General features: G+C 42.4%; 12 protein-coding genes. 5 read left to right on the top strand and 7 right to left on the bottom strand.

The features are described 5' to 3' along the window. Positions 1-66: 66 nt before the first annotated feature. From BK820_RS12735 to BK820_RS12715, 5 genes are all read right to left on the bottom strand, one after another. On the bottom strand, positions 67-408 hold the full coding sequence (locus tag BK820_RS12735; protein WP_071321126.1) for a hypothetical protein: 342 nt from the start codon (positions 406-408) through the stop codon (positions 67-69). A 180-nt stretch (positions 409-588) separates the two neighbouring features. Then, positions 589-1,332, bottom strand: coding sequence for an SDR family oxidoreductase (locus BK820_RS12730; protein WP_071321125.1), 744 nt, complete (start codon positions 1,330-1,332; stop codon positions 589-591). A gap of 36 nt (positions 1,333-1,368) precedes the next feature. Next, the gene (locus BK820_RS12725; RefSeq protein WP_071321124.1) at positions 1,369-2,067 is read right to left on the bottom strand and encodes a histidine phosphatase family protein; all 699 of its coding nucleotides are present in this window, start codon (positions 2,065-2,067) and stop codon (positions 1,369-1,371) included. Then, positions 2,064-3,185 carry a phosphotransferase family protein gene (locus BK820_RS12720; protein ID WP_008307404.1) on the bottom strand — a complete coding sequence of 374 codons (1,122 nt, stop codon included), beginning with the start codon at positions 3,183-3,185 and terminating at the stop codon, positions 2,064-2,066. Before BK820_RS12720 ends, BK820_RS12725 begins: the two co-directional genes overlap by 4 nt. A gap of 50 nt (positions 3,186-3,235) precedes the next feature. Continuing rightward, entirely contained in the window at positions 3,236-4,477 is a 1,242-nt protein-coding gene (locus BK820_RS12715) for an acyl-CoA dehydrogenase family protein (protein ID WP_071321123.1), read from the bottom strand. A 91-nt stretch (positions 4,478-4,568) separates the two neighbouring features. On the opposite strand from BK820_RS12715, the gene BK820_RS12710 reads away from it, so the two are divergent. Together BK820_RS12710 and BK820_RS12705 are read left to right on the top strand one after the other, a co-directional pair. Further along, positions 4,569-5,486, top strand: coding sequence for a LysR family transcriptional regulator (locus tag BK820_RS12710; protein WP_071321122.1), 918 nt, complete (start codon positions 4,569-4,571; stop codon positions 5,484-5,486). Positions 5,487-5,720: 234 nt separating this feature from the next. Continuing rightward, a complete protein-coding gene (locus BK820_RS12705; protein ID WP_071321121.1) occupies positions 5,721-6,275 on the top strand; it encodes a thermonuclease family protein in 555 nt (184 codons plus the stop codon). 340 nt (positions 6,276-6,615) lie between these two features. Here BK820_RS12705 and BK820_RS12700 read toward each other — a convergent pair whose 3' ends face one another. Then, entirely contained in the window at positions 6,616-7,335 is a 720-nt protein-coding gene (locus BK820_RS12700; protein ID WP_228715860.1) for a hypothetical protein, read from the bottom strand. A 317-nt stretch (positions 7,336-7,652) separates the two neighbouring features. On the opposite strand from BK820_RS12700, the gene BK820_RS12695 reads away from it, so the two are divergent. Together BK820_RS12695 and BK820_RS12690 are read left to right on the top strand one after the other, a co-directional pair. After that, on the top strand, positions 7,653-8,030 hold the full coding sequence (locus BK820_RS12695; RefSeq protein WP_227591011.1) for a MarR family transcriptional regulator: 378 nt from the start codon (positions 7,653-7,655) through the stop codon (positions 8,028-8,030). Continuing rightward, positions 8,023-9,219 (top strand): MFS transporter, encoded by a 1,197-nt coding sequence (locus BK820_RS12690; RefSeq protein ID WP_008307414.1) that lies wholly within the window; start codon positions 8,023-8,025, stop codon positions 9,217-9,219. Before BK820_RS12695 ends, BK820_RS12690 begins: the two co-directional genes overlap by 8 nt. Before the next feature lie 7 nt (positions 9,220-9,226). Here BK820_RS12690 and BK820_RS12685 read toward each other — a convergent pair whose 3' ends face one another. Next, positions 9,227-10,207: a GlxA family transcriptional regulator gene (locus BK820_RS12685; protein WP_071321119.1), complete on the bottom strand. Its 981-nt coding sequence runs from the start codon at positions 10,205-10,207 to the stop codon at positions 9,227-9,229. Between the two features lie 113 nt (positions 10,208-10,320). Here BK820_RS12685 and BK820_RS12680 point away from each other — a divergent pair, with 113 nt between their 5' ends. Continuing rightward, a complete protein-coding gene (locus BK820_RS12680) occupies positions 10,321-12,108 on the top strand; it encodes an acyl-CoA dehydrogenase (RefSeq protein ID WP_071321118.1) in 1,788 nt (595 codons plus the stop codon). The last annotated feature ends 20 nt before the right edge of the window (positions 12,109-12,128 follow it).

Genomic DNA, 12,128 nt, shown 5'->3' with positions numbered 1-12,128 from the left:
TTTATGAAAGAGGTCTAATATAATAGCGGTTATACAAAGTGAAATAAGAAATCGTTAAATATATTTTTAACGATGATTTCTTTTAAAGACCAGATCACATTTACCCGGTATCTGTTCACCATCTACATTCACGACAAGAGTCGAACCACGTGCTTTGCCCTTACATGCATTTTGCACAGAGGGAGAGCGCATTGCTTCATAGTCCAAGGCATTTACTTGAGCAGGTTTAAAGCCGATCTGACATGAGCCTTTTATGGTACGACCCTCAATTTTAACCGTAAGCTTTACATGAGGTCCTTTTCCCTCACACAATCGGGTCATATCCGGATTTTTTCCTTCATCAGATGCTGCTTGAGCATATGGCATTGCTGTCAATACCAGAATAATGATAAAAGCTAATTTTTTCATTTGGTTATAAGCCCATATACATATATTCACCAACCCTTAGCTATGCTAAACCATAATGTATGATCATACTTATAAAAATAATTTCCAGACATATTATTTTCTTAATTTTTAAAGTCAAAATGTTTCAATTCCAAAAATAAAAAAGCCCCATTAGGAGCTTTTTGATCATATAAACAAGAATTATCCTAGTTTATTCACCAGTTTTAGTGGCAATACTTTCATAGCCAAGCCCAACGGTAACCAAGGCCATTTTGGTACATACGCTTTAACTGGTGCTTTTTCAATTTCAGCAGCCAATAAACGCGAACCCGTTTTTTCGTCTACCTCAAATGGCAGTTTTTTCGCACCTTCATTAATTTCAGTACGAATATAACCCGGGAAAATCGTCGTCACTTTAATAGGTGTATCAATCAGCTCTGCACGAATTCCTTCTGCCAGATGCGCGACTCCAGCCTTACTTGCACCGTAAGCGGTCAGGTGTTTTGGCATACCACGCATTGCGCTCATGGATGAAATCATGACCAAATGACCTGAGTTTTGCGCACGAAAAATCTCCACTGCAGCTTCACACTGGGCTAAGGCAGAAATAAAATTGGTTTCCACCGTAGCTTTGTTAATAGCAAAGTTGCCTTTTCCAATACGACGACCTTCACCAACGCCAGCATTCACGATAATTCGGTCAATGCTACCAAACTCTTCCCTAAAGGCACGAAATACTTCAAAGACCTGATCATAGTTGGTCACATCCAGGGTTTTGGCAATCACTTTGATCCCGTACTGGTTTTCCAGTTCCTGCTTTAAAGCTTCCAGACGTTCCATACGACGCGCACAGATTGCCAGGTTATAACCCTTTTGTGCAAATTCACGTGCCATACCTGCACCAATTCCGGAACTTGCCCCGGTAATTAGAATTGTTTTAGCCATTTTTTATTCCTTTAAAATCATTTTGTTCCAGATCTTTTAGATCCAGGTGAGTAATTCTGGTTGATTTGCCTTAATAAAATGATGTTCATTCAGACTAAGTAACTGCGGTTCATTACCCACCAAACGCAAAGTCGTCATGCTGGTATTGGCCATGGCCCAGTTTAAGGCAAAAGTTTTGCTTGGACTCAAGCCTAGAATTCTCCCTGCTGCCACAGAGATAACGCCACCCGAAGTAAATACTACAGCATAGCGCGGTCTTTTCTCAGCCAGTTCATCGCATAGATCTTGCAATGCAGATTCAACACGGTTTTTAAAATCTGGCCAGGATTCTTCATATTCATGGTGATAATCTCCCCCCGTCCAGCGTTCAATTGCTCCTTCAAAGATTTTGCTTAAATACGCTCGAGGATTGGCATGTTGTGCCACATCTTCTTTTAATAATTCCGGCTGATTAAATCGCGGCTCATACCTGGCAAAGACTTGAGTATGATTAAACTCATTCCAGGCAGGATTGGTAATCAATTCACTTTCAGGAAAACATTCATCCAGGCATAGTTGCGCCGTTTGCTGATGACGTTGCATTGATCCAGCCATCACTACAGGTGCTTCTTTAAGAATAGAGTCGAAATAACGTCCAAGTAACTTGGCTTGCAGTTCACCGTTGGGAGAAAGCTGATCATAGCTTTCTGCTCCAAAAGATGCCTGGCCATGTCGAATCAGGTAAATGGTGGTCATTTTGGCATTAACTCTTTAAATTTGTTCATATACTTCTGGGCAAGATCATTGGCTTCGATCTTTTGTTTGCCAATCAGCTTTAAGGCACGGATATGCAATGCATGAATCACCACCCAAAAATCTTTAAACGCCGGGTTATTGGTCTGTTTATGGTAGTAACGATAATAAATCTGCTGGGCAATTACCGCTAAACGGAAAATGCCAAATACTTCATAGAAGGTCCAATTCTCTGGCTGTAATCCAGTTTTTTCCAGGTAGTAATCCACAACCTCCTTACGGGTAAACATCCCTTTTAGATTGGTCGGCTGACGGCGGGTTGCCTTAAAAATTGCATTGTCAGTCTCTTCCACCCAATAGGCCAAGGCAGAACCCAAGTCCATCAGTGGATCACCTAGAGTCGCCATTTCCCAGTCCAGTACCCCAATCACCTGTGTTGGATTGTCAGGATCCAGAATAACATTATCAAAACGCCAGTCATTGTGAATCACACAAGTTTTAGAATCGGCAGGAATATTATCTTTTAGCCAGTTACGTACGTACTTGAATGAAGGTACGTTAATCGTTTTAGCTTTGTCATAACGGCTATCCCAACCTTCTACCTGACGTCGGCAGTAACCCTCACCTTTGCCTAACTTTTCCAGTTCAGTACCGTGATAAGGAACCTGATGCAACTCGATCAGTTTATCAATGACATTGATACAGAGTTCGCGTACCTGAGCTTCACTAAAGTCCAGATCTTTAGGCAAATTCGCTCGTGGAATAATGCCTTCAATGCGTTTCATTACATAGAAATCACAGCCAATCACTGACTCATCCTGACATAGCAACAACATTTCCGGAACAACTGGATAGTGATCAGCCAGTGCCCGTTGTACATGATATTCACGCGCCATGTCATGTGCAGATTTGGCCTTGGTGCCTTTAGGTGGACGACGCAGAATTAAATCGGCATTGCTATATTTCAGGCGATATGTCCAGTTCGACGCACCACCAGAATATTGGGTGACTTCAACAGGACCCTCAATATTTTCACCATGTTCAATCAGCCAGTTTCCTATAGCGCGGACATCCAGTTCTTCACCCTCACGAACTTTTCCACCGACATCAATGACTGCCATAATATTTCCTTAAAATCTTTTTACTATCTAAATATCTTTAAACTTAAGACTTATTTTTTACGACGCGTACTATAACCACGTTTTGCCAACTCTAATTTTGCAATCATGCCCTTATGTACTTCATCCGGGCCATCTGCCAAACGTAGCGCACGTGCCTGGGCAAAGAATCCGGTCAATGGTGTATCACGTGAAACACCAGCGCCACCATGAATCTGGATTGCCATATCCACGACTTTTTCCAGCACACTTGGTGCCACGACTTTAATGGCAGAGATTTCTGTCAAAGCCGCCATGTTCCCTAAAGTATCCATTTTATAGGCAGCATACAAGGTTAATAATCGTGCCTGATCAATCGCAACCCGTGCTTCTGCGACCCGTTCCAGATTGCCACCCAGTTTCAAAATCTCTTTACCAAACGCCGTGCGGCTCATGCCACGGTCAATCATCAGTTCCAGAGATTTTTCTGCTGCGCCAATACAACGCATACAGTGATGAATACGACCTGGGCCTAAGCGACCTTGGGCAATTTCAAAGCCCTGGCCAGCGCCCCCAATAAAATTGGATACCGATACCCGCACATTATCAAAACTAACTTCGCCGTGGCCATGCGGAGCATCATAATCACCAAAGACGGGCAACATACGCTCGATTTTCACACCCGCAGTATCAACTGGAACTAAAACCATGGAATGCTGATGATGACGGTCTTTAGTTTCATCGGGAGTATGTGCCATAAAGATAATGACTTTGGCATTTGGATCACCCAGACCAGAGGACCACCATTTACGACCATTAAGAACAATTTCATCACCTTCAATGACCGCCGTTGCCTGCATATTTGTGGCATCACTGGAGGCAACTGAAGGTTCGGTCATACAGAATACCGAGCGGATTTTTCCCTCTAATAACGGCATGAGCCATTGCTGTTTTTGGTCCTCAGAACCATAACGCCACAATACTTCCATATTGCCGCTATCTGGGGCATTACAGTTAAATACCGTTGGTGCAATCAGACTACGTCCAGACAGTTCAGCAATATGCGCATATTCATTAACTGACAATCCTTGACCCAATTCAGCACAAGGCAGGAACATATTCCATAATCCTGCTGCTTTGGCTTTGGCTTTTAAATTTTCCAGTTCAGCCGGCCATTGCCATTTGGTCCAGTCACTGCCCTGATTCAGCTCATGCACCTGATGCCAGAAATCTGCCTCAATTGGCTCGATCTCATCTCTAATAAATTTTCTGGTGCGTTCAACGTAGTCCTGTGCACGTGCTGATAGCTCAAACATGGCAACTTTCCTCTGGATATGATTATTCTGCTTTACAAGACCTTAACCTAAAACCTATTATGAATAAAATGATTTTATTCCATAGTTTAATATGCAACAGATTCATAATAAAAACAGTATCGATCTTCGCAGTTTCCATCGGATCGATATCAATTTATATCCACTTTTTGTTGCTGTTTTTGAACAGAAAAGTATTTCCCGGGCTGCACAAATCCTGTCAATTACCCAGTCTGCTGCCAGTCATGCCTTACAACGTTTAAGGCAGCATCTGCAGGATGACTTGTTTGTACGAACTGGCAGTAAAATGCAGCCAACGCCGTTTGCGGAACAGATTTATTCAGAAATTAAACATGCTCTCATCACCATCCAGAATATTTCCATCCAGAACCAGCAATTTGAGCCCACCTTGGTACAAAATCTAAAGATTGCTGTGCATGATGAAATCGAACCGATGATCTTGCCAAAACTGGTCGCACATTTTCAGCGTTTTAATCTGGATATTCAGTTTGTCAGTATTAAACTGGAACGAAAGAATATTGTTTCTGATTTGGCAACCCAGCAAGTTGATTTTGTGATCGATCTGGAACAGCCTTTGGGCGACAAAATCCAGTTTGAATTACTGGATCAGGATGAGTTTGTCGTCTGTACTCAACAGCAACAAGTCACGGAAAAAAGTTATCTCGCCTCCCTACATATTGGTGTGTCTTCGCGCCGGACTGGCGTATTGGTTGAAGATCTGTATTTAAGCCGTAATCACCTATCCCGGCAAATTTTCCTGCGTTGTCAGCATTACTCGACGGCGTTACAGATTTTGCAGCAGCATCCCTCAGCGATGCTCACCATTCCTCGAAATGTTTTAAATCATTTGCATATTGATAAAAGCCTGAAAATTTTTGAAGTTCCTGTAAAATTGCAGAAAATTAATATGGGAATGTATTGGTATAAGGATTTACAAGAGAATAAGAGACATCAATTTTTACGGAGTGAGATTAATAAAATTTTTGCTTAGGCTATTTTTATAAGTGAATTTTAAAAATGCTTAGGCTATTTATGGAGCCTTAGAAAGTTTATTCTTAAGAATCGCAGCTTGGTTTTTTTGTTATTTGCTTAGGCTATTTTGTTTGCTTAAAAAATCCTCGTATAAACGATTACAAGGCCTTAAGACGTGAGGCTTTGATCTAGAATGAACACTTTATAAGTCAGCTATTTCTTCACCTGACTGCGCTTGTTCTGGATTTTAATTTTGTTGCATCTCTCAACTTCTTGGCAAATTGTACTTGGCCTTGTGGCTCTATGTTTCTCCTATTATTTGCTGCACAAACTTGTAGTGTTTTTACAAGAACTGTTCCGCCCCTTCAAAAAAGGCAAAAAATACTGGTGTCGAGTTAAGGCCGTCAGTGATGGCGACACCCTCACCTGCTATCGTTTCAATATCCGTCGTTCAGAAACCCGCTTACGCTTTGCCTATGTGGATGCACCTGAATCCAGTCAGGCCTATGGCAAGGAATCCCAACAGCTGGTCGCAAAAATGATCAAGAATAGACTGGTCCGTGTGCAAATTACTGATATTGACCGTTATGGACGCTGTGTTGGAGTCATTTACCGACGTCGTAAAAATGTCAATGAAGAACTGATCAAGCGTGGTGCGGCTTGGGTTTATGAAGAATATATCCGTGACAAGAAACACCTCTCCTATCTGATGAGCCTGCAAAGCAATGCCAAGAAAAATAAGAAAGGTCTCTGGCGCGGCACACATCCGGTACGACCAAGTGTTTACCGTAAACAGAAAAAATCCTGAACAGAATAAAGAGCCTTTTGGCTCACTGCCGTCTCACAATTTTAATCAGGCTATGTATTAGGTCATCAGAGCAATTCGATAATTTTTAAATATATGATATTATTAGATATTTATAATTACATATTTATAATTATATATGCACAGCCTTATCTTCTCTTTAAAAATTTAAATGGCTTTGTGCAGGCAGAATCATACTTTGGAAAAACTCAAAATAGGCAAAAGTCTTTTATTTCCCCATTACGACGTCGTGTCGTGATGGGGAATGTGTGGCATCTCTGCCACCACGCGTATATCTAAAATCTAATCACTGCAACTCTGGGACATGCCTTTCCGCTATCTTTTATTTTAGCTGATGCTTATAAATAGTTTCGGTAAATTCGCCAAAGACTGAGACTTTTTCGAACAGATGCTCGCTATACATCAAGTCATCAATTAGACGCTCGGCATCGGCATGCTGTATTCCGCTAAGTTGAGTAACTAATTCAATATTAGCTGACGTGATCTCTTCACAAGTGACGGCAACTGAATCTGTCTTTCTTTTCCATAACAGTTTTTTAAATTCAATTTCAGTTAAATCAAAATTCTGTTGCATCAATTTGTGCTGGATAACCTGTATACCGAATGATTCAAGTAATATTTTCAATCCAGCATCCAGTTCATTTCCAATGACAATCAGGCTCTTACAATTTGGGTCAAGTAAGGCCTTGAATACGGCATAGCGCTGTAAATCTGGCATGGAACAACCATCAGTTGCCAAATCAAAGCAAATATCCATTTCCTGTAAGGCTTGGGTATGGTTTAGTTTCAGCGCTTCTACCCGGAAATATTCTCCCAGCACCTGTTGCAGTTCAGTATTGGCTGGAGCGATAAAGATGGTTTTATGTTTTAGCACGGACAGAATAAGCGGACTAAAGACATAACTCAGTCGAGAAGCATCAAATTGATCCAGCAACATTACATGATGAATTGTTTCAGTATATCCGCGTGTCTGTGCTGCCTCTTTAACTGCGTGGATCAGCTGTTCAGGTAAGGTAATTGCTGGTTGATGTAAATCCATCATTAAATTAGAACTGCTTTTAAAACATTCACTGATAATTGTTGTTAGGTCTAAATCCTGCATAAATCCACCTTAGCCACTGCTCACATCCAGATTTGCATGTTAAAGAAAACCAAAGATTTTTCCCACCAGATTAGCTCATTTACTCGTTGAAATATTTGTTAAGCCATATCGGAGCAACTGATACATCACTTGAATTTTTATATTTATAAGCGTAAATTAAGCACATTTAGTTAACCAGGTTAACATTATTCCTTATGGATACTACCTCCCGCTTTAGATTTGCATTATTACGCTGTGCAAGATTGCTCGGGGATGAAATGAATGCTGTGTTAATTGAACACGGCTTAAATTATTCCTTATGGCAAAGTCTGGTCATTATCAAAATGAATGGTCAATGTACGGCGCTGGATATCGCTCAGGAACTCAGGATTTCAAAACCTGCTGTAACCAAGCGTTTAAATACTTTGATGGAAATGAACTTTATTGAATCACAACCCATGACAGATAAACGCCAGAAATTACTGCAGCTATCTGAAATGGGTGAACAACAGTTCCAGCAATGTTGCGGCAAGATTGATGTTCTGGAAGCAGAATTACTGCAAGACTTCAATAAAGATGAGCTGAAACGTGCTCATGCTTTTGTTTTAGAGTTTATGCATTCCCTTCAGGCGAGAAAGGAGCTTCAACATGACTGAGGCTCCATCCAAGCTTTGGACGAAAAATTTTATTTTTCTTAGTGCAATGAACTTCCAGCTGGTTCTGGTGTTCTATCTCCTGGTCATTGTCAGTGTTGGTTATGCCTTAGCTGAACTGGATGCCACTACTGCACAAGCGGGATTAATCTCCGGTGTCTTCGTGGTCGGGACTTTAGTTGGCCGATTGCTGATAGGAAAATTCCTGCCCAATCTGGGTGCCAAAGCCAGTCTGGTTGCTGGAGCCTTGGGCTTTTTCCTGTTCTCCGGTCTGTATTTTATTCCAGTGGATGTACCTTATCTGATTGCGATCCGCTTTGCTCACGGCTTTATGATGGGTGTCGCAGGGACTGTTATTGGAACTGTCATTGCCCAGACCATTCCAGCAACTCGACGTGCTGAAGGCATTGGCTACTTCAGTACCAGTAGTACGCTAGCCACTGCAGTTGGTCCATTCCTGGCGATCTGGCTAATGTCACAATATGACTATAAGGTGATTTTTACTTTTACTTCTATTGTGGCTTTCACCTGTCTGCTCTTCAGTTTTGGTGTTGATACTTCAAAAGTAAAACTGACTGCAAAAGCTGGTACGCAGCAGTCTGCTCAGCCTACTTCACGTCTGGCGCAGTTTGTTGAGCCTAAAGCTTTTCCTATTGCAGTTATTATCCTGATTGCTGGTGCATGTTATTCTGGCGTACTGTCTTTTCTTAACCTGTATGCCAAGGAAATTGATCTCTTGCAGGCAGCTTCGTTCTTCTTCCTGATGTATGCAGCCGCAATTTTGATTTCTCGCCCATTTACCGGCCCATTGATGGATCGTAAAGGCGAAAACATCATCATGTATCCTGCGATTGTGATTATGGCAATCGGTATTGGTTTGCTCAGTCAGGCACATAATTCATGGATGCTCCTCACTAGTGCAGCGTTATTAGGTTTTGGTTATGGCAATATTCAATCCATTTGCCAGACCATTGCGGTAAAAAGTACCACAATAGAGCGTATGGGACTGGCAACATCAACCTTCTTTATTGCTCTTGATGCTGCACTTGGTTTTGGACCGTATTTTATTGGCCAGTTTCTGGATCAGATCGGTTATCAGCATTTGTATTTGTATAGTGCGGTCATTACACTCAGCTGTCTGCTTTGGTATTATCTGCTGCATGGACGTAAAGTTAAAGCTGCTGCAACTTGATGACATGCTAAAAGCGCCGGCTAAATCGACGGCGATATTCTAACGGGGTTAACCCCGTTTTTTTATGGAATAATCGCCTGAAAGAGCTTGGATCATGATAACCGACATGTTGCATGATCAGATCCACCGCCTGTTCGGTTTCTTCCAGCCGTTTACGGGCTGCTTCAATCCGGATAGCTTGCAGATACTGATTCGGTGGCACATCCAGTGCCTGTTTAAATCGCCTAATTAAAGTACGTGTGGTGAGGTTAAAACGTGTTGCCAGTTGTTCCAGATTAAGCGCTTCATGAAAATGCTGTTCCAGCCAGTCCTGTACTTTTTGTACCAGCTCGTCATGATGCAGCTTGCCAATTTTTAGTAAGGAATAAGACAGCTGGCTGTCACGCCGATAATCAATCACAAAGGATTTGGCTGACTGCATCGCCAGCTCAAAACCATAGTAGCGTTCAATTAGATGCAGCCCTAAGTCAAACCAGGCCAGACCACCACCTGCACAGTAGATATGCTGATCCCGACTAATCAGCTGATCGGCATGAAGCTTTACTTTAGGGTAAAGAGTCTGAAACATATCCTGAAAGCCCCAATGCGTGGTCGCCTGGCGATCATTCAAAATACCGGCTTCAGCCAAAAAGAAATTCCCCGTACAGTTTCCTGCAATCACTTTCTGCTGCCGGTCTGCTTCCTTTAAATAACGGATCAGTTCCGGATTCTGTTGCAAGGTTTCGATAATCGGCCCAGCAATCGTAGGGACAATGGCAATATCTACATCCTTGATATCTGCATAAGCTAAATGTGCCTGGATCAATATCCCATTAATACAACGGATCGCCTGCCCTTGGGCACTGGCAATTTCTACCTGAAACAGACGATGAATTTCCTGCTCCTGAATCCGGTTCCAGCTCACGCCCGCCATGGCAAATAAATCCACGACTCCAGTAATAGCCGATGCTAAAGCCCCATCAAAACCTAAAACCACCACCTTTTTCATCTGAATATCATTGTCACTTTTCACATCTTAAGTGTCATTATTGACAATTCTAAAAAATAAAAGCAACTACTAGTCTTAAACACATCATATAAATACTCGATTTAAAACTAAATATGACTCAACTTATCGATGACAAAGACCTGAATTTCCTGCTGTATGACGTTTTTAAACTGGAACAGCTGACCCAACTTGAACGTTATCAGGAACATGATAAAACCATCTTTGACAGTATTTTAGATACGGCCAAAGGCATCGCTACCGATTATTTTGCGCCGCACAATGCCAAAGCAGATCAGCACGAACCAACTTTTGACGGCAAAAAAGTCGAAACCATTGCTGAAGTCAAAACTGCATGGAACCAGTTTGCCGATGCCGGATTACTCTGCGCTCAACATGATTATAATGCCGGTGGTATGCAGTTACCGATTCTGGTCAATATGGCGTGTAATGCCTTTTTTATGTCCGCCAATCCATCGACGGTGGCTTATTCTTTCTTGACCGCTGCCGCAGCCAATGTGATTCAGGCTTTCGGCACCGAGGAACAGAAACACACATTTGTACCCCATATGTTCAGCGGCCGTTTTTCTGGCACCATGGCACTGACAGAACCGGATGTCGGTTCATCCCTTGGTGATCTGACCACCAAGGCCATCCCTCAGGCAGATGGATCCTATCGGATTAAAGGTCAAAAGATGTTTATCTCTGGGGGTGACCAGGACATTACTGAAAATATTGTGCATCTTGTGCTTGCCCGGATTCAGGATGCACCTCAAGGCGTGAAGGGTATTTCCCTGTTTATTGTGCCAAAATTCAAGACCCGTGCCGATGGTCCACTTGATGAATCCAATGATGTTCAATTGGCTGGCCTATTGCATAAAATGGGCTATCGCGGGACTACCTCGACGGTGCTGAGCTTTGGGGAAAATGACAATTGCTTAGGCTATTTGCTTGGTGAAGCAGGTCATGGTTTGAAATATATGTTTAAGATGATGAATGAAGCACGTGTCGGTGTGGGACTCGGTGCGGCAATGATTGGCTATCGTGGTTATCTGGAGTCCCTGAATTATGCCAAAAATCGTCCACAAGGACGTCCGGTAGCCGATAAAGATCCAAACAGTAAACCAGTGAATATCATTGAGCATAGCGATGTTAAACGTATGCTGTTGACCCAGAAGTCCTATGTTGAAGCATCACTGGCACTGTGTCTGTTTGCAGCCCGCCTGATTGATGAACATCAGGCAGCTCAGGATGAAGAGAGTGCTATTTTGCTGGATCTGATTACACCAGTGGTCAAATCCTTCCCTTCTGCCTATGGCCCCAAAGCCAATGACCTGGCGATTCAGGTCTTGGGTGGTGCAGGCTATACCCGTGAATATCCGATTGAACAGTGCTACCGGGACAACCGTCTGAATCCAATCCATGAAGGCACTTATGGCATTCAGTCTCTAGATCTACTCGGTCGTAAACTGTGGCAACACAACGGTAAAGGTTTAAGCCTGCTCATGCAGCGTATCCAGAAAACTTTATCCGAGATTCAGGATCATAATTTAGCTGAACTGGCAGAAACTTTTAAAAAGCATCTTGCGACTGTGCAAAGAACCACGCAGGTTTTAGGTCAGGCTTTGCATCAAGGTCGAGTTGATACAGCATTGGCGAATTCAGGTTTATATCTGGATATGATGGGTAAAACTATTATTGCCTGGTTATGGCTGGAAATGGCGAATCAGGCACAGTTAAAATTTGCCTCGTCTGACTATGCAGAAGATCAACAATTCCTGACAGGAAAAATGCAGGCAGCTCAATACTTTATCCGCTGGGAACTGCCTGAAGTTGAACATCAGGCACAATTACTGATGAACTTTGATGATACCTGCCTGAATATGCAGCCAGAATGGTTTTAAGATTTAACGAAAATGAATAA

Source organism: Acinetobacter sp. LCT-H3, from assembly GCF_001866125.1.
Lineage (GTDB): Bacteria > Pseudomonadota > Gammaproteobacteria > Pseudomonadales > Moraxellaceae > Acinetobacter > Acinetobacter schindleri.
This window is presented reverse-complemented; position numbering and strand designations above follow the sequence as displayed.

Bases quoted from the DNA above. Each gene is read 5' to 3' on its own strand.
- BK820_RS12735 (WP_071321126.1), bottom strand. From the start codon at position 408: ATGAAAAAATTAGCTTTTATCATTATTCTGGTATTGACAGCAATGCCA.
- BK820_RS12730 (WP_071321125.1), bottom strand. From the start codon at position 1,332: ATGGCTAAAACAATTCTAATTACCGGGGCAAGTTCCGGAATTGGTGCA.
- BK820_RS12725 (WP_071321124.1), bottom strand. From the start codon at position 2,067: ATGACCACCATTTACCTGATTCGACATGGCCAGGCATCTTTTGGAGCA.
- BK820_RS12720 (WP_008307404.1), bottom strand. From the start codon at position 3,185: ATGGCAGTCATTGATGTCGGTGGAAAAGTTCGTGAGGGTGAAGAACTG.
- BK820_RS12715 (WP_071321123.1), bottom strand. From the start codon at position 4,477: ATGTTTGAGCTATCAGCACGTGCACAGGACTACGTTGAACGCACCAGA.
- BK820_RS12710 (WP_071321122.1), top strand. From the start codon at position 4,569: ATGCAACAGATTCATAATAAAAACAGTATCGATCTTCGCAGTTTCCAT.
- BK820_RS12700 (WP_228715860.1), bottom strand. From the start codon at position 7,335: ATGATGGATTTACATCAACCAGCAATTACCTTACCTGAACAGCTGATC.
- BK820_RS12695 (WP_227591011.1), top strand. From the start codon at position 7,653: ATGAATGCTGTGTTAATTGAACACGGCTTAAATTATTCCTTATGGCAA.
- BK820_RS12690 (WP_008307414.1), top strand. From the start codon at position 8,023: ATGACTGAGGCTCCATCCAAGCTTTGGACGAAAAATTTTATTTTTCTT.
- BK820_RS12685 (WP_071321119.1), bottom strand. From the start codon at position 10,207: ATGAAAAAGGTGGTGGTTTTAGGTTTTGATGGGGCTTTAGCATCGGCT.
- BK820_RS12680 (WP_071321118.1), top strand. From the start codon at position 10,321: ATGACTCAACTTATCGATGACAAAGACCTGAATTTCCTGCTGTATGAC.